This window comes from Acidipropionibacterium jensenii DSM 20535 (assembly GCF_000425285.1).
Lineage (GTDB): Bacteria > Actinomycetota > Actinomycetes > Propionibacteriales > Propionibacteriaceae > Acidipropionibacterium > Acidipropionibacterium jensenii.
The window spans coordinates 63,212-80,189 of sequence record NZ_AUDD01000006.1 but is presented as its reverse complement, the minus strand read 5'-3'; the positions used below and the strand labels follow the sequence as shown (position 1 = coordinate 80,189).

The following is a 16,978-nucleotide window of genomic DNA, read 5'->3' as shown; positions in this document are numbered from 1 at the left end:
ATCCGACCGTCTCCGGTCTGGTCGTGCCCGGTCCGGTTCTCGTCGCCCTTCCCGGCGTCGTGATCGCTCACCGCGCCGCCTCCCCGCTGCCGTCCAGCCAGCCGCCCAGGGCGGATGCGCACTCGTCGAGAGCGGCCACCCGGCAGCACTCGTCGGCCTTGTGGGCGCACAGCGCATCACCCGGTCCGAAGTTCAGGGCCGGGATCCCCAGTCCGAAGAACCGGGCGACGTCGGTCCAGCCGTACTTCGGCAGCGGCTCGGTGCCGACACCGTCGACGAAGGACCTGGCCAGCGGTCGGTCGAGTCCGGGCCGGGCCGGATCCGACAGGTCGAGCACCTCCATCGGCCAGCCGTCGAAGAGCCGTCGCATCTGCGCCTGCGCCTCGGCGGCGCTCTTGTCGGGGGCGAAGCGGTAGTTGATCTGAACGACCGCCCGGTCGGGAATGACATTGCCGGCGACTCCGCCGGAGACCATGGTCGCGTTGAGGCCCTCGTGATAGGTCAGTCCGTCGACCTCCACCAGCGGGTCGTGGCCCTGCCAGTCCCGCAGGATCTCCAGGATCGGCCTGAGATCGTGGATCGCATTGTGGCCCGTCCAGGAGCGCGCCGAGTGGGCGGCGGTCCCCAAGGTCGTGAGGGTGAATCGCATGGTGCCCTGGCAGCCGCCCTCGACCCGCCCGTCGGTGGGTTCCATCAGGATCGCCAGATCGGCCTCCAGAAGGTCGGGCCGCTGGGTGGCGATGAGCCCCAGGCCGTTGTACTCGGCGGCGATCTCCTCGGCCTCGTAGAACACCCAGGTGACGTCCTTGGCAGGCTCGGTGAGACGGGCGGCCAGCCACAGCGCCACGGCCACCCCGCCCTTCATGTCGCAGGTACCGCGGCCCACCAGGTAGTCCCCGTCGGAGCGGTGCTCGAGTCGCGAGGGCAGGTTGTCGACCACCGGGACGGTGTCCAGGTGTCCGGCCACCAGCACCCGTTCCGGGCGTCCCAGGGTGGTGCGGGCGACCAGGCTGTTGCCGATCCTGGTGACCTCCAGATGGGCCAGTCCGCTCAGTGCCGCCTCCACGGCGTCCGCCAGTTCCTTCTCGTGCCGGCTCACCGACTCGCAGTCGACGATCTGCCGGAAAAGGGCGTGAAGGTCCCCGAGGTCAAGTGCCATGGCCCGAATTCTAGTGGGCGGGGTGTGTGGGTGCGGTCATCTAGAGTGGCCTCATGACGAGCAGCACGATGAACCCCGCCCGCACAGCCTGGGGCTGGGGGCTCGCCACCGTCCATGACGGCGGCGAGATCCTTGACACCTGGTTCCCCCACCCGGCCCTGGGCGCCCCCGAGGAGGGCGAGGCCCCGGCCGAGCTCACCGCGGCGGCCCACGCCGACCCGGTTCGCGAGGTCCACCAGGAGGTGGTGCGCACCGTCATCGATCTCGATGTCGCCCCGGCCGATGTCTCCGACGCCTACCTGAGGCTCCACGTGCTGTCCTGGCGGCTGGCCGCCCCGCGCACCATCAATCTGGACGGCATCTTCGCCGTCCTGCCCAACAACGTCTGGACCACCACCGGTCCGCTGCGCGTGGAGGACTACCCAGCGGCCTCGCTGCGGGCCCGCACCGCCGGCGCCCCGTTCACCGTTCTGCTCATCGACAAGTTCCCGCGGATGACCGACTTCGTGGTCCCCAGCGGGGTCCGGATCGGCAATGCCGACCGTATCCGACTGGGCGCCCATCTGGCCGAGGGGACCACCGTGATGCACGAGGGGTTCGTCAACTTCAACGCCGGCACCCTGGGCACCTCGATGGTCGAGGGCCGGGTCTCCCAGGGAGTGATCGTCGAGGACGGCTCCGACATCGGGGGCGGTGCCTCCATCATGGGCACCCTCTCGGGCGGCGGCAGGGAGCAGGTCACCATCGGCAAGGGATGCCTGCTCGGCGCCGAGGCCGGAATCGGGATCTCGCTGGGCGACAACTGCGTCGTGGAGGCCGGCCTCTACGTCACCGCCGGGACCAAGATCACCCTGCCGGACGGTTCGGTGACCAAGGCCCGCGAGCTCTCCGGATCCGACAACATCCTGTTCATCCGCGACTCGGTCTCCGGCGCGGTGCGCGCTCTGGGACGCAAGGGCGCCTCGGTCACGCTGAACTCCGCTCTGCACAAGAACTGACCTCTCGTGGCACGCAGGTCGGCTCCCCGCAGGGCCATCCGATCCCCACGCCGTTGGCTTCGTTCGCTGGCGGCGCTGGTGGTGACCCTCGCCCTGCTCGCCGGGCTGGGGTACGGCGGATGGCGGGTCTGGCAGAAGGTCGACCCGCTGTTCAACGTGCCGGTCAACGAGGGCTGCCAGACGACGGTCGGGGGCAACAGCTACACCCTGGACCTGGAGCAGTCGGGCAATGCCGCGATCATCGTGGCGGAGTCCATCCGACGGGGGCTGCCGAGCCGGGCCGCCACGATCGCCCTGGCCACCGCCATGCAGGAGTCCGGGCTGCGCAATCTCGACTACGGGGACCGCGACTCCATCGGCCTGTTCCAGCAGCGTCCCTCCCAGGGGTGGGGCACCCGGGCCCAGATCAAGGATCCGTGGTACTCCAGCGGCAAGTTCTACGACGAGCTGGTCAAGGTGGCCAACTGGCAGACCGAGGACATCAACGACGCCGCCCAGTCGGTCCAGAAGTCCGGGGTTCCCGACGGGTACCGCAAGCACATCGATGCCGCGAAGGCCTGGGCCAGCACCCTCACCGGCAACTCTCCCCGGGCGCTGAGCTGCGTCAACCGGTCCACCGATGCCGGTCGGGCCGGCGCCCTGGCCGCCACCACGGTCAAGGGGCTGGCAAACCGGGCGACGGTCACGGCCAAGGGCACCACGGTGACGGTGCGCAGCACCGACGCCACCCTGGTCTGGGCCGGGGTGGCCCTCACGATGGCCAGCACCGACACCGCGCCGATCGCCTCGGCGACGGTCGGGACCGCCGGATGGACGCTGGACCCCAAGCAGTTCGCGGCCTGGTCCACCTCGACCGGACCCTCGTCCAGCCCCTCGGGAACCACCTCGGCGACCACCGGGACGGTGAAGGTGCGAGGCTGAGACTCGGGTGCCGGACACGTAATGTGTCAGGCACCACCGAGGAAAGAGCATCATGGACCTCAAGATCGACAGGCGGACGGTCAGCCGGACGATCGGCCGAATCACTGCCGCCGTGCTGCTGCCGGCACTCCTGACGGCCTGCGCACATCCGGCCGCCACCTCCCCCACGAGCAGCCCGCCGCCCTCCGGTGCACGGCCGGCGCCGTCGTCCCCGCCGATCCTCAGGTCCCAGCTCGCCGCACTGGTCGCCGACTCGGGGGTGGACCTTCAGATCGTGGTGGCCGGCACCGGTTCCACCGCGACCAGCGTCGGCAAGGTCGACCAGGACACCGCTTGGTCGACGATCAAGGTGCCCATCGCGATCGCCGCGATGACCACCGGCTCACCGGACCCCGATGACGTCGAGCAGGCGATCTCGGTGTCCGACAACGACGCCACCATGCACCTGTGGAGCCTGCTGGGCGAGGGCACCGGGGCGGCCGACACCGTCCAGAAGGTCATCAGCCGGCTCGGAGACTCCCGCACCGTCGTCCTGCCCGATGACGACGCCGGCCCCGACCAGCCCTTCGGGATGACCCGGTGGAGGGCCACCGACCAGCTGCGGTTCACCGAGGGACTGGCATGCGCCACCGACGCCGCGAGTGTCCGGGTGCGCGGCCACATGGCCCGGATCGATCCCTCCGAGCAGTTCGGTCTGGCCGGGATCCATCCCTCGATGGTCAAGGGCGGGTGGGGTATCGAGGACGACGGGGACTACACCATCCGCCAGATGGCCGTTCTCCCCCACGGCGGCGGCTACTCGGCGGTGGTCTTCATCGCCCAGGGACCGCAGGGCGACGTCGACCGGACGGTCGCCACCCTCCGGACCTGGTTCACCGCGCACCGCGACGACCTGCCCCTCAGACGCTGCCCCCGCTGACCGGTCCTCGGCAACAGGGTGAGCGGGGGCGCGCCCTCCGGCGCGCCCCCGCTCGACCGCAGGTCTCAGTTGCCGCTGGACAACCGTCGGGCCGCCTCGACGATCCGGTCGTCGGGGGCGGTCAGTCCGATCCTCACGTGGTCGCTGTGCCCCTCGACGTAGAAGTCGCCCGGGGAGCACAGGATTCCCCGCTCGGCAAGCCAGTCGAGTGTCTCGCGGCAGTCCTGGCCGCGGGTCGCCCACAGGTAGATCGATCCCTCGGAGTGGTCGATCCTGAATCCGGCTCCGGCCAGAGCCGGCATCAGGACCTCGCGGCGACGTCCGTACCGTTCGCGCTGCTCGGCCACCTGGCCGGCGTCACCCAGGGCGACCCTCATCGCCTCGGCGATCGGGGCCGGGACCATCATCCCGGCGTGCTTGCGGATCGCCAGCAGCTCGGAGGTCAGTGCCGGATCGCCGACCACGAATCCCGCCCGGTAGCCGGCCATGTTCGACCGCTTCGACATCGACATGCAGCTCAGCAGTCCGCCGATGTCGCCGTCGCTGACGCGGGTGTCGAGCACCGAGACGGCCTCGACCTGCCAGGAGAACTCTCCGTAGCACTCGTCGGAGGCCAGCACTGCACCGGTGCGCCGGGCCAGCTGCACCCAGGCGCGCATCTCGTCGATCGACAGCACCCGCCCGGAGGGATTGGCCGGCGAGTTGATCCAGATGAGATCAGGTTCACCCTCGACCCGGTCGGGGTCGTCGGTCACCTGCACCCGGGCACCGCACAGCAGGGCGCCGACCCGGTAGGTCGGGTAGGCGCACTCCGGGATCACGATCAGGGAGTCCGGGCCGAGCCCGAGCTGACTCGGCAGGGAGGCGACCAGCTCCTTGGTGCCGATCACCGGGAGCACCGACTCCTCGGTGAGCTCGGGGGCTCCCCAGCGGCTGGTCATGTGCTCCAGGATGGCGGCGCGCAGGGCCGGGGTTCCCCAGACCTGCGGGTAGCCGTGGGCGTCCGATGCGGCCGCGAGGGCGTCACGAACGGGGCCGGGGGTCGGGTCCACCGGGGTTCCCACCGACAGGTCGATGAGCCCTCCGGGATGCTCGGCGGCCCGCTCCTTGGCCGCCCGGATGGTGTCCCACGGGAAGGTGGGCAGGGATGCCGAGACCCGCCTGCGGGTCCCCCAACCGAGGGCGGAACTCATTCGCCCTGCGGGGGAAGCGCGGCGACCTCCGGCGGATCCTTGTGGGTCGGCCCGAGCCGGGCGGCACCGCCCGGGGAGCCCAGGTCGTCGAAGAACTCGGTGTTGATCCGCAGGAAGTCCTGCTGCTCGTCGGGCAGGTCGTCCTCGTAGTAGATCGCCTCCACCGGGCAGACGGGCTCGCAGGCGCCGCAGTCCACGCACTCCTCGGGGTGGATGTAGAGGCTGCGCTCACCCTCGTAGATGCAGTCGACCGGGCACTCCTCGACGCAGGCACGGTCCTTGACGTCCACGCAGGGCAGACCGATGACGTAAGTCATGTCGCTCTCCTTGGTATCTCTTGGAAATCCGGTGACCCGTGGGGGCCGTCGGTCACGATCGACCCCACTCTATCCTCTCTCCACTACAGCGTGTCGTGCCGATTCCGCGAGGGTGGGAGTCCCGGGCCGGTCACAGCCAGGACTACCGGCAGACGACCTCGTCGGTCGGGTCGTAGCGCCAGAAGAAGTTCTCCTTCCTGGCCACCGCCCCGTCGCGCCAGAACAGCCGCGAGTAGTTCACGTCGAATCCCGGGGAGGGGGACTGCGGGTGGCAGTCGGCGTCGGTGGAAGTGACCGTACGCCCGTAGGCGTAGTTCGATCTCGCCAGCTCGCTGGAGGTGATCCACTGCCAGGTCGGAGTCGACCAGATCCGCACCGTGATCGATCCGCTGCCGTCGACCGGGGCCTTGCGGGTGAAGGCCTGGACGAGGACCCCGTAGCGGGTGTCGTTGCGGAACTTGAGGTCGAGCTTTCCGTAGTAGAGGGTGGCCTCCCGGCCGGCCGGGTAGCGGGAGAAGTACAGCGAGTGCGGATGGTGCTCGACGTCGGTCATCCCGGCGAAGAAGGCCGCGTTGAAGGTGGTGGTCGCCGACTGGGAGATGCCGCCGGCCGACTCGCGCTTCATGACGCTTCCGGAGATCACCCATCCCTCGACGTAGCCCTTGTCCGCGGTGCGAGGACCCAGCACCTTGTCCATGCTGAAGGTCTGCCCCGGGGCCAGGTAGGTGTTGTTGATGGTGTTGGCGGCGATCGTGAGGTTCGTGTTGCGGTAGGGGGCGTAGGGGAACTGGGTGGTGAACTCCCCGATCACCCGGTTGACGCCGGCTCTGCGGGCGTCCTCGGTGCTGAACCGGGCCGGCACCGAGGTGATCTGTGCGGTGCCGGTGCGCTGGGCGCCGGTCCGGACCAGGGCCGGCTGAATCGCCCTGGTGAACTCGGCCAGGCTGATCCCCCGGCCGTCGACCGAGGGCCGAATGGTGGGTTTTCCGCCGGAGATGAGGATTCTCGCGTCGGTGCCCTGGGTGAGGCCGAGCCGGTCCCGGCCAGCCTGGGTGGAGCGGTACAGGGATGCCATGTCGGTGGTCACCTTGACCGTGCCGCCGGCGGTGCGCACCGAGGTGGCCGCGGCGATCTGCTCGGCGGACACCGCGACGTCCCCCTTGTCGGTGGTCACCGTCACCGGCCCGGAGACGGTGGGTCGCAGGGTACTGGAGACGGCCTGCTGGACGGCCTTGTCGGTGATCGCCGGATCCTTGCGGATGACGGTGGCAGCCATCGGTTCGGAACTGTCGGTCGGCCAGCCGTCGGCGATCGTCTGTACGGTGGCGGCGGTGTCGAGGGTCCGGCCGGTCACCGCCCCGGTGGTGAGGATGCGGGTGCCCTTGAGGGTGACCCCGGCGTCCCGGGGGCTCACCGCGAACCGGCTGGACGCAGCGGTGACCGCGGCATCGAGCGCGGTCCGGTCGACGGCGGTCACCAGCGGGACCCGTCCTCCCCCGTGCAGGGTGTTCCAGATCACCCGGGGGTTCCAGGAGTTTCCGGGATCCACCTGCGCCATGGTGGCCGGCCAGTCGACCGACAGACCTGCGGAGGCCGGTCTCACCGCGACCACGGTCCTCCCGTCGGCTATCGGGACCTCCCTGGACAGGGTCGGGGCGAGGTCCGTCCGGGCCTTCTGAAGGGCCTGGTCGGAGGACAGCCCGCCGACCGCCACGCCGGAGATCTCGGTGCGGGCGGGCAGGGTGTCGGTGGTCATCAGATGACCGACCAGGTATCCGCCGGCCAGCACCACGGCGAGACCTCCGAGGCCGATGCCGACCATCCGGCGGCCACGCCGCGAGGGGTGTCGGATGGTCTCGTCGGTGCTGTCGCTCACGCTGGTCCACCCTCCCCTTGCCGCCGGCCGCTGGTCGCCTGCGAGGTGTGGGCATTGTAGGCAGACGATCCTGCCCGAACGCGAATGCCGATCCCGGGGCCGACGGCGGCCGGGCTCAGAGGGCCGCCCGGTAGACGGCGTCGACGATCCGGGAGTAGTCGACGGGGCGGTCCCTGCCGACGTCGGTGCCGAGCCGGTGACGCGCACCGGTGAGCAGACCGAGGGCCAGGTCCCACTGTCGATCGACCACGGTCAGGGTGCCGGTCCACCCGGTGTGCCCGATGCTGCCGGGGGCAGGACTGCTCCCGAAGGGCGGATAGGGGTCGCCTGCGCTGGGCGCCACCCGCCACCCCAGGCCGTGACTGGACTCGGCCCGCTCTCCCGCGGTGCGCCCCTGAGGACGGGCGAAACGCCGCCAGACCTCGGGGGCGATGTACTGCTTGCCGTCCAGGCGGCCCTCCCCCAGGCCCAGTCGCAGCAGCACCGCGAGGTCGCCGGTGTCGGTGAACAGGCCGGCATGGCCGGAGACCCCGCCCATGCAGTACCAGGCCTTCTCGTCGTGCACCTGACCGCGCAGGGTGTAGCGGCGCATCGGGGCCGGTGAGCCGTCGGGGGCCGGACCGAGGTCCACCGACCCTCCCCGGGTGTTGCCCTCCGGTTCGGTGGCGGCGATCCGGTCGGGGTCGAACCCCTTGTCCAGAGGGTTGAAGACGGTGGAGACCAGGCCGAGGCGCCGGTAGAGGCCGTCCTCCAGCACGTGGTCCAGACGCTGCCCGCAGATCTGCTCGACCAGCAGCCCCAGGATCATGTAGTCCAGATCGGAGTAGCAGTAGCCCTGGTGCGGCGGCCGGGCCGAGGGGGTCCGGCAGATCGTGGCGATGATCCGCTCGCGGGGCACCGGATCGAGGGGGGTGCCCGAGCAGTACAGCGGGCCGGCCGCACGAGGGTCGAAGTAGCGGGGGTCGGCGATTAGTCCGGCCTCGTGGCGCAGCAGATCGGCGACCGTGACACCGCGGCGTCCCGGCTCGCCGAACCGCTGCCAGCCGGCGAAGGTGCAGACCGGGCGGTCCAGGTCCAGTGCACCCCGGCCGACGAGTTCCATCAGGGCCAGATTGGTGGCCCACATCTTGGTGTTGGAGGCCAGGTCGAAGAGGGTCGACCCCCTCACCGGCACCCGCCGGTCGGCGGGCAGCAGGACGGCCGGACCCGGGTCGGCGTCCGGTTGTGCGGTCGACGGTGTGGAGTAGCGCAGCGCGTCACCGCAGTGGTGCTCGTGGAGCACTCCGGCCGACGAGACGACGACCAGGCCGGCCGAGGAGAGCTCCCCGGCCGCCTGGTCGTCGAGATACCGGTCGAGATCCGACCAACCGGCCATGGTCGGGCTCAGTGGGCCGCCGCGGGCACCGGAAGTGCGGCGTTGATGGCGTCCACCGAGGCCTTGGCGTCCCCGAACAGCATCTGCGTGTTGTCCTTGAAGAACAGCGGGTTCTCGACGCCGGCGTAACCGGGCTTCATGGAGCGCTTGAAGACGACCACCTGACGGCCCTCCCAGACGTGCAGGACCGGCATTCCCGAGATCGGGGTGCCCGGATCCATCGCCGCCGGGTTGACGGTGTCATTGGCTCCGATCACCAGAACGATGTCGGTGTCGGCGAAGTCGTCGTTGATCTCATCCATCTCCATGACGATGTCATAGGGGACGTGAGCCTCGGCGAGCAGCACGTTCATGTGCCCGGGCAGACGTCCGGCGACCGGGTGGATCGCGAACCGCACCTCGACCCCCTGCTCGCGCAGCCGCTTGGCCAGTTCGGCCACCGGGTACTGGGCCTGGGCCACGGCCATCCCGTAACCCGGAGCGACGATCACCGAGGAGGCGTCGGCCAGCTGGCCGGCCAGGTCCGCGGCGGTGGTCTCGTGGATCTCCCCCTGCGGGCCGTCGGCGGCCACCATCGGGGCGTCCCCGAAGCCGCCGAGGATCACCGAGACGAAGGACCGGTTCATGGCCCGGCACATGATGAAGGACAGGATCGCACCGGAGAATCCGACCAGTGCGCCGGTGATCGTCAGCACCGAGATGTGCAGGCTGAACCCGGAGAAGGCGGCGGCCCAACCGGAGTAGCTGTTGAGCATCGAGATGACGACCGGCATGTCGGCGCCGCCGATGGCAGCCACCAGGTGGAAGCCGAGGAACAGCGACAGGCCGGTGAGGATCGCCAGCGGCAGCCAGGCGATCGGTCCGTCGACATTGGAGAACCAGACCCCGCAGCCGATGATGGCGACCACGATGGCCAGGTTGATCCAGTTGCGGCCGGGGATGGCCAGCGGCTTGGAGGCGATCTTGCCCGACAGCTTGCCCCAGGCCACGATCGACCCGGTGAAGGTCAGGGCGCCGATGAACACGCCGATCCAGATCTCCGAGCGCTGGAAGGCCGAGGCGGCGGCGCCGTCCTCCATGAAGGCGTTGAAGCCGATGAGCACGGCTGCCAGACCGACGAAGGAGTGCAGCTGGGCGATGAGCTCGGGCATCCCGGTCATCTCCACCTTGGTGGCCTTCCAGATGCCGATCCCGGCGCCGATGAGCATCGGCACGAAGAGCAGCACGAGGGCGACGGGGTGGTAGTGAGGCAGTGCGACCAGCCAGACGATGGAGGCGATGACCGCGATGATCATGCCGAGGATCCCGAAGGCGTTGCCGCGCTTGGAGGACTCGAACTTCGCCAGCCCGGCGAGGGCGAGGATGAACAGCAACCCCGCGACGATGTAGCAGGCGTCGACGAAATTCGTCAGCCGCCCTGAAACCAGCATCACTGCATTCATCGGTCAGGCCTTCCTGAACATCTTGAGCATTCGAGCGGTCACCAGGAAGCCGCCGAAGACGTTGATACTTGCGATCAGCACGGTGACCGCGGCGATGATCCGGATCGTCCAGGACTCGGACCCCAGCTGGGTGATGGCGCCGACCATGATGATTCCCGAGACCGCGTTCGTGACACTCATCAGCGGGGTGTGCAGGGCGTGGGAGACATTCCAGACGACGTAGTAGCCGACCACCACGGCGACCGCGAAGGTGCCGAACAGACCCAGGAAGTAGGACGGTGCGAAGGTGAGCAGGGCGATCAGCAGGATCGCCAGCCCTCCCACCATGGCGTAGGTCTGGGTCCACGGCCGGGGCTGCTTCTCGACCTTGACCGGCTCGGCGGGAGCCTTGGCGACCGGCGCCGGAGCGGCGGCGACCTGGACGGGCGGCGGCGGGAAGGTGACCTCGCCGTCGCGGCAGACGGTCATCGTGCGGATGACCTCGTCCTCGAAGTCGATGACGAACTGGCCGTCCTTCTCGGGAGTGGCCAGCTTCACCAGGTTGACGAGGTTGGTGCCGTAGAGCTGGGATGACTGCCCGGCCAGCCGGGAGGCCAGATCGGTGTAGCCGATGATCGTCACACCGTTGTCGGTGACGTACTTCTCACCGGGGTGGGTGAGCACGCAGTTTCCCCCGCCCAGGGCCGCCAGGTCGACGATGATGCTGCCGGGCTTCATCGCCGCGACCATCTCGGCGGTGATGAGCTTGGGGGAGGTGCGGCCGGGAATGGCCGCAGTGGTGATGATGACGTCGCAGACCTTGGCCTGCTCCATGTACAGCTCGGCGGCGCGGGCGTTGTAGTCGTCGGAGGTCTCCTTGGCGTAGCCGTCGGAGGACACCCCCTGGTCGGTCTGGGCGGTCCGCACGTGGAGGAACCGGGCCCCCATCGACTCGACCTGCTCGGCGGTCTCGGGGCGGACGTCGGTGGCGAAGACCTCGGCGCCCATCGAGTTGGCGGCACCGAGTGCGGCCAGGCCGGCGACTCCGGTGCCGATGACGAAGACCTTGGCCGGGGGCACCTTGCCGGCGGCGGTCACCTGACCGCCGAAGGTCCGGCCGTAGGCGAAGGCCGCCTCGACCACGGCACGGTAGCCGGAGATGTTGGCCATCGACGACAGGGCGTCCATCGACTGGGCGCGCGAGATGCGCGGCACCATGTCCATCGACATCCCGGTGATCCCTGCCGCGGCCAGCTTGTCGGTCAGCGCGGTGTCCTGGCGGGGCGCCAGGAAGGTCACCAGCACCGTCCCGGAGTGCATCAGCGCAATCTCCTGGTCGGTGGGGGGGTTGACGGCCAGAACCAGATCGGCCCCCCAGGCATCACCTCCCGAGCCGAGCGTCGCGCCCGCTTCCTCGTAGGCTGCGTCCGGGAACGACGCGCGTTCCCCGGCACCGCGTTCCACGGTCACGTCATAGCCGAGTGTGACCAGTCGTGGGACTGTCACCGGCGTCGCCGCGACCCTGTTCTCACCCGCGAGTGACTCCCGCGGAACACCAATCCTCATGGCACCTGATCCTATTCTCTCGACATCGAGCGATCTCCGGGGGCCCCTCCCCCGGTGCACATCTGCTCACCAGCGCAAATGCGACCACGAATGGGGTGGTCCAGGATCCTCCTGACGCCCCCGGACGGAGGGCCGCTCAGCCGGCACCGCCGCCCGATGGTGGCCCGGATCCGTGTACCACGGCCACCTTCGGCGGCCACCCGGAGCGCACGGCCATCCGCATGCCGTCGTGAAGGGTCACGAAGAGCAGCACCCCGATCACCGTCAGAGCGGTGGCCGCCGACCCGATGAGCAGGGTCCACCTCGGCCCCCAGGCGTCTCCGATCCAGCCGATGATGGGCGCCCCGATCGGCGTCCCACCCAGGAAGATCGCCATGTAGAGGGCCATCACCCGACCCCTGACATCAGGATCGGAGGCCATCTGGACGGTGGCATTGGCGCTGGTCATCACGGTGAGGGCGCACAGCCCCACCGGCACCAGGGTGAGGGCGTAGACCTGATAGCTCGGGGCCACCCCCAGCACCGCGGTGAAGACCGCGAACCCGGCCAGCGGGATGAGCAGGGTGCGCAACCGCGGATGGGCCCGTCGGGCGGCCAGCAGGGCGGCGGCCAGGGTGCCGACGGCCATGATCGAGCCGAGCAGGCCGTACTCCCCGGCCCCCTTGCCGAAGACCTTCGTGGCCATCAGCGCGTTGGTGATCTGGAAGTTCATCCCGAAGGTGCCGAGCATGAAGACGATCACCATCGGGACGAGGATGTCGGGACGCCTGCGGACATAGCGGATCCCCTCGCGGACCGCTCCCCCGCCGCGTCTGACCGGCGCGGGGGTGAGCCTGCGCCGGTCCATCACCGCCAGTGAGACGATCACCGCCGCGAAGCTCAGCGCATTGATGAGCAGACAGGCCGACACCCCGACGCCGGCGATCAGCAGCCCACCCAGACCGGGCCCCAGCAGCCGGGCGCCGTTGAACTGGGCCGAGTTGAGCCCGATCGCATTGGGGACCAGACGCATCGGGACCATCTCGGGGACGAAGGCCTGCCGGACCGGGTTGTCCAGGGAACTGAAGACGCCCTGCAGGAAGGCCAGCGCCAGGACGTGCCAGAGCTGGATGACGCCGGTGGCGTCCAGCAGCCACAGGGCGGCGGCGTCCAGAGCCAGCAGACCCTGGCTGAGGTAGAGCAGGTTGTGCTTGGGCCAGCGATCGGCGACCGCACCCATGGTGGGGGCCAGTACCGCGATCGGCAGGAACTGCAGGGCGGTGACATAGCCCAGGGCGCTCGAGGAGTGCTGGGTGAGCTGGGTCAGCACCATCCAGTCCTGGGCGGTGCGCCCCATCCACAGACCCAGGTTGGAGACCAGGGAGCCGATGAAGTAATAGGTGTAATTGGGAACCGAGAAGGACGCGAAGGTGCGCCCCACCTCGCCCGGGGCGGCGCTCATGCCTGTCCGATCCGGGTGAGCACCCCGGCGGCCCGGGTGAGGACCGCCAGGTCCTGCTCGGACAGCCCCTCCAGGTGCCTCATCATCCAGGAGTCCCGGCTCGCGTAGACCCGATCGATGACGGCGGTCCCCCGGTCGGTGAGACTCACCAGCACCGACCGGGAGTCCTCGGCATTCCTGGTGCGCCGGACCAGACCCTGACCCTCCATCGCGTTGAGGGTCCGGGTCATCGCCGGTGTGGAGACGCGCTCCCGTTCGGCCAGGGCGGTCGGGGTCTGGGCCTTCGTCCTCACCGCGAAGAGGACGCTGATCTGGTGAGGGGGGATCTCGCTGGTCGACTCGAAGCGGACCCGGCGGGAGATGATCTGGCAGGCCAGCCGAAGGTCATTGGCCAGCTCGGCCAGGTCGGGCTCAGTCGAGATCGGGCGCGGTGATGCCATGGTGACCTCCAGTAATTAGTTCCGGTAATTACCTTAGGCCGCTACTCAACCCCTCGGAGATCAGTCGTCCTGTGGCGACCCGGGGTGCTGGCCCGGTCCCGACTGCTGAGGCGGGTACGGGGACTGACCGTGCTGGGGAGGATAGGGAGGCTGACCCGGGTACGCAGTGCGACCCTGCTGCGGCGGGTACGGGGACTGACTGCGCTGGAGCGGGTACGGGGACTGACCCTGCTGCGGAGGGAAGCCGGGCCGCGGCTGTACCTGCGCGTCGGACTGCTGGTTCCACTGGGGCGGCAGCGGGCCCGGACCGAGGGGACCGGATCCCGGGGCGGCCGGTCGGGCAGCCCGCCCGCGGTTCACCACGACCTGCCAGATGGCACCGCCGAGAGTCGCCAGCACCGTGACGATGAACAGCCACAGCCCGAATCCCGTCGACACGCTCACCTCCGAGGTCTCGACGGAGGCCCGGCCGAGGACGATGTACAGCTGCTGGGCGACGCCGAAGACCATCAGCACCGCGAGGATCCCCGACCCCAGCAGACCGACGAGATCCCACCGGGCGGGCAGCGCCTCGTCCAGGGCCAGCGCGATGGACCCCATCACGATCAGCGCCAGGAGCAGGACCAGACTCAGCAGCACCCAGGTGTTCCACAGCACCGGGTTCTCCTGACCCTGCCCACCAACGCCGGAGCTCACCCACTGGAGTCCGTTGGACCGCACCGTTACCGAGCCCGACGAGGGCATGGTGATGCGCGTCACCAACCACGGCGCCAGCATCATGAGGACGCTGAGCACTGCCCCGGCGAGCAGCACCACCCGGGGGTAGCGCCTCAGCCAGGTTCCCGGAGCGACCCGGCCCTGCGGAGCGCCCGGCGTCCAGGAGTCGGGCACCGGACGGTGCTGTCCGGGACCACCCTGCCCGGGACCGTGCTGTCCGGGACCACCCTGCCCGGGACCTTGCTGTCCGGGTCCGTTCTGGGCGGTCCAGCTCTGGGCGGGTCCGTGCTGGCCACCCGCCGGCGCCGGAACCCCCGAGGGGGTCTCCCCCGCCGAACTCTGCCAGTGGTTCTGGGGTTCTCCCCAGGGCGGTTGCTGTGACATCGGTTCTCCTCATCGCGACGACCGGTCCAGGACCCACCCTAGGGGGAGGCGGCTCCGGCCACCACAGCGGAACGGGCCGGGTCCGCACGAGGAGAACCCTCGTGCGGACCCGGCCCGACACCATCGGGGACCAGACGGCCCCGTGCTCACGGCACCACTGGGTCACTCCGCCAGCACGGCGCCTGCGACCTCGACCACATGGTCGGCGGTGATGCCGAACTCCTCGAAGCACTTGGATCCGGCGGCCGAGGCCCCGAAGTGCTCGATCGACACCGACTGGCCGGCGCACCCGACGTACTTCGCCCAGCCCATCGCGATCCCGGCCTCCACCGAGACCCTCGCGGTCACCGCGGAGGGCAGCACAGACTCGCGGTACGTCTCGTCCTGGGCGTCGAACCACTCCTGGCAGGGCATCGAGACCACCCGGGTCGGGGTGCCCGCCTGCTCCAGGGTCTTCTGGGCATCCAGCGCGACACCGACCTCCGAGCCGGTGGCGATGAGGATCAGCTGCGGGTCCGCGCTGGCCTCCGAGACGACATAGCCGCCCTTGGCCACTCCCTCGGCCGAGGCGTACCGGGAGCGGTCGATGGTCGGCAGGTTCTGACGGGACAGCACCAGACCGGCGGGACGATCGGTGTGCTCCAGGATGGTCCGCCACGCCACCGCGGTCTCATTGGCATCGGCCGGGCGCACGACGTCGAGTCCGGGGATGGCCCGGCAGGCCGCCAGGTGCTCGATCGGCTGGTGGGTCGGACCGTCCTCGCCGACCCCGACGGAGTCGTGGGTCCACACGAAGATGCTCGGGATCCGCATCAGGGCGGCCAGTCGCACCGCCGGGCGCATGTAGTCGGAGAAGACGAAGAAGGTGCCTCCGTAGACCCTGGTGAGACCGGAGACGGTGATGCCGTTGACGATGCCCCCCATCGCGTGCTCGCGGATGCCGAAGTGGAGGGTGCGTCCGTAGGGCCCGCCCGGGTACTCGTCGACCACCCGGTTGGCCGGCAGGAAGGAGTCGGCCCCCTTCATGGTGGTGTTGTTCGAGCCGGCCAGGTCGGCCGAGCCGCCCCACAGCTCGGGCAGCTGCGGTCCGAGTGCGCTCAGTACCTCTCCGGAGGCCTTCCGGGTGCTCATCGAGCCGGGCTCGAAAACCGGCAGCTCCAGATCGGCCGGCAGTCGGCGGGCGCTGATCCGCGCCAGCAGGGACGCCCGCTCGGGGTTGGCCTGCTGCCAGGCGGCGAAGGCGGCGTCCCAGGCCGCGCGGGTGGCGCCGTTGCGCTCGGCGAAGGCCTTGCGGGTGGTGGCGACCAGATCCTCGTCGATGGCGAAGGGGGTGTCCTCGAAGCCGAGCACCTTCTTGAGGGCCGAGATCTCGGTGGCGCCCAGCTTGGACCCGTGCACCGATTCCTTGCCCTGGAGGTGGGGAAGCGGCCATCCGATGACGGTGGTCACCTTGATGAAGGAGGGCTTGTCGGTGACAGCCTTGGCGGCCTCGATGGCCTCGGCCAGGGCGTCGACGTTCTCGGAGTAGTGGGTGCCGCCGTGGGTGAAGTCGACGGTCCGGACATCCCAGCCGTAGGCCCGGTAGCGGGCGCAGACGTCCTCGGTGAAGGCGATCTTGGTGTCGCCCTCGATGGTGATCCGGTTGTCGTCGTAGAACAGGATGAGGTTGCCGAGCTCCTGGGTGCCGGCCAGCGAGGAGGCCTCGGCGGAGACTCCCTCCTGCAGGCAGCCGTCCCCGGCGATCGCGTAGATGTAGTGGTCGAAGGGGCTGGTCCCGGCGGGGGCGTCGGGGTCGAGCAGGCCGCGCTCACGGCGGGCCGCCATCGCCATCCCGACCGCATTGGAGACGCCGGCGCCCAGCGGGCCGGTGGTCGTCTCGATGAACCGCGTGTGGCCGTACTCCGGGTGGCCGGGGGTCAGCGACCCCCAGGTGCGCAGGGACTCCAGGTCCGACAGCTCCAGGCCGAGACCGGCCAGGTAGAGCTCGGTGTACTGGGTCAGCGAGGAGTGGCCGGCCGACATCACGAACCGGTCGCGTCCCAGCCACTTCTCGTCGGCCGGGTCGATGTTGAGCACCTTGTGGTAGAGCAGGTAGCCCAGCGGGGCCAGCGAGATCGCGGTGCCGGGGTGGCCGTTTCCGACCTTCTCCACGGCATCGGCGGCCAGCACCCGGGCCGTGTCCACGGCCTTCGCGTCCGTCTCAGTCCATTCAAGATGTGCCACTTTGTGATGTCCTCTCATTGGTGTGCCC

14 protein-coding genes are annotated in these 16,978 nt (G+C 69.7%); 3 read left to right on the top strand and 11 right to left on the bottom strand.

All coding sequences use genetic code 11. The annotated features are described in order from the left end of the window. Window positions 1–67: 67 nt before the first annotated feature. Window positions 68–1,159 (bottom strand): succinyl-diaminopimelate desuccinylase, encoded by a 1,092-nt coding sequence (gene dapE / locus H590_RS0105265; RefSeq protein ID WP_028702746.1) that lies wholly within the window; start codon window positions 1,157–1,159, stop codon window positions 68–70. 53 nt (window positions 1,160–1,212) lie between these two features. Between dapE and dapD the strand changes: the two genes are divergently transcribed. From dapD to H590_RS17185, 3 genes are read left to right on the top strand one after another with little or no spacing between them, the layout of a single operon-like run. Beyond that, window positions 1,213–2,157: a 2,3,4,5-tetrahydropyridine-2,6-dicarboxylate N-succinyltransferase gene (gene dapD, locus H590_RS0105260; RefSeq protein WP_028702745.1), complete on the top strand. Its 945-nt coding sequence runs from the start codon at window positions 1,213–1,215 to the stop codon at window positions 2,155–2,157. A 6-nt stretch (window positions 2,158–2,163) separates the two neighbouring features. Then, window positions 2,164–3,078 (top strand): hypothetical protein, encoded by a 915-nt coding sequence (locus tag H590_RS0105255; RefSeq protein WP_414973635.1) that lies wholly within the window; start codon window positions 2,164–2,166, stop codon window positions 3,076–3,078. A gap of 52 nt (window positions 3,079–3,130) precedes the next feature. Next, the gene (locus H590_RS17185) at window positions 3,131–3,997 is read left to right on the top strand and encodes a serine hydrolase (RefSeq protein ID WP_051238199.1); all 867 of its coding nucleotides are present in this window, start codon (window positions 3,131–3,133) and stop codon (window positions 3,995–3,997) included. Between the two features lie 65 nt (window positions 3,998–4,062). On the opposite strand, the gene dapC is transcribed toward H590_RS17185, so the two are convergent. The 10 genes from dapC to tkt form a co-directional block, all read right to left on the bottom strand. Beyond that, window positions 4,063–5,190, bottom strand: a complete 1,128-nt coding sequence (gene dapC, locus H590_RS0105245) for a succinyldiaminopimelate transaminase (protein ID WP_028702743.1) — start codon at window positions 5,188–5,190, stop codon at window positions 4,063–4,065. Next, entirely contained in the window at window positions 5,187–5,507 is a 321-nt protein-coding gene (gene fdxA / locus H590_RS0105240; RefSeq protein WP_028702742.1) for a ferredoxin, read from the bottom strand. The genes dapC and fdxA overlap by 4 nt, the downstream gene beginning before the upstream one ends. Before the next feature lie 142 nt (window positions 5,508–5,649). Then, window positions 5,650–7,383 (bottom strand): VanW family protein, encoded by a 1,734-nt coding sequence (locus H590_RS0105235; RefSeq protein ID WP_028702741.1) that lies wholly within the window; start codon window positions 7,381–7,383, stop codon window positions 5,650–5,652. A 115-nt stretch (window positions 7,384–7,498) separates the two neighbouring features. Continuing rightward, the gene (locus H590_RS15005) at window positions 7,499–8,758 is read right to left on the bottom strand and encodes a serine hydrolase (protein ID WP_051238198.1); all 1,260 of its coding nucleotides are present in this window, start codon (window positions 8,756–8,758) and stop codon (window positions 7,499–7,501) included. A gap of 8 nt (window positions 8,759–8,766) precedes the next feature. Next, window positions 8,767–10,200, bottom strand: coding sequence for an NAD(P)(+) transhydrogenase (Re/Si-specific) subunit beta (locus tag H590_RS0105225; protein ID WP_028702740.1), 1,434 nt, complete (start codon window positions 10,198–10,200; stop codon window positions 8,767–8,769). Window positions 10,201–10,203: 3 nt separating this feature from the next. Continuing rightward, window positions 10,204–11,745: a Re/Si-specific NAD(P)(+) transhydrogenase subunit alpha gene (locus H590_RS0105220; RefSeq protein ID WP_028702739.1), complete on the bottom strand. Its 1,542-nt coding sequence runs from the start codon at window positions 11,743–11,745 to the stop codon at window positions 10,204–10,206. Between the two features lie 136 nt (window positions 11,746–11,881). Next, window positions 11,882–13,186: an MFS transporter gene (locus tag H590_RS15000; RefSeq protein WP_051238197.1), complete on the bottom strand. Its 1,305-nt coding sequence runs from the start codon at window positions 13,184–13,186 to the stop codon at window positions 11,882–11,884. Further along, window positions 13,183–13,626, bottom strand: a complete 444-nt coding sequence (locus tag H590_RS0105210; protein WP_028702738.1) for a MarR family winged helix-turn-helix transcriptional regulator — start codon at window positions 13,624–13,626, stop codon at window positions 13,183–13,185. Before H590_RS0105210 ends, H590_RS15000 begins: the two co-directional genes overlap by 4 nt. A 60-nt stretch (window positions 13,627–13,686) precedes the next feature. Then, window positions 13,687–14,727, bottom strand: coding sequence for a hypothetical protein (locus H590_RS19290; protein WP_126412632.1), 1,041 nt, complete (start codon window positions 14,725–14,727; stop codon window positions 13,687–13,689). Between the two features lie 162 nt (window positions 14,728–14,889). Beyond that, window positions 14,890–16,968, bottom strand: coding sequence for a transketolase (tkt, locus tag H590_RS0105195; RefSeq protein ID WP_036981171.1), 2,079 nt, complete (start codon window positions 16,966–16,968; stop codon window positions 14,890–14,892). Window positions 16,969–16,978: the final 10 nt, after the last annotated feature.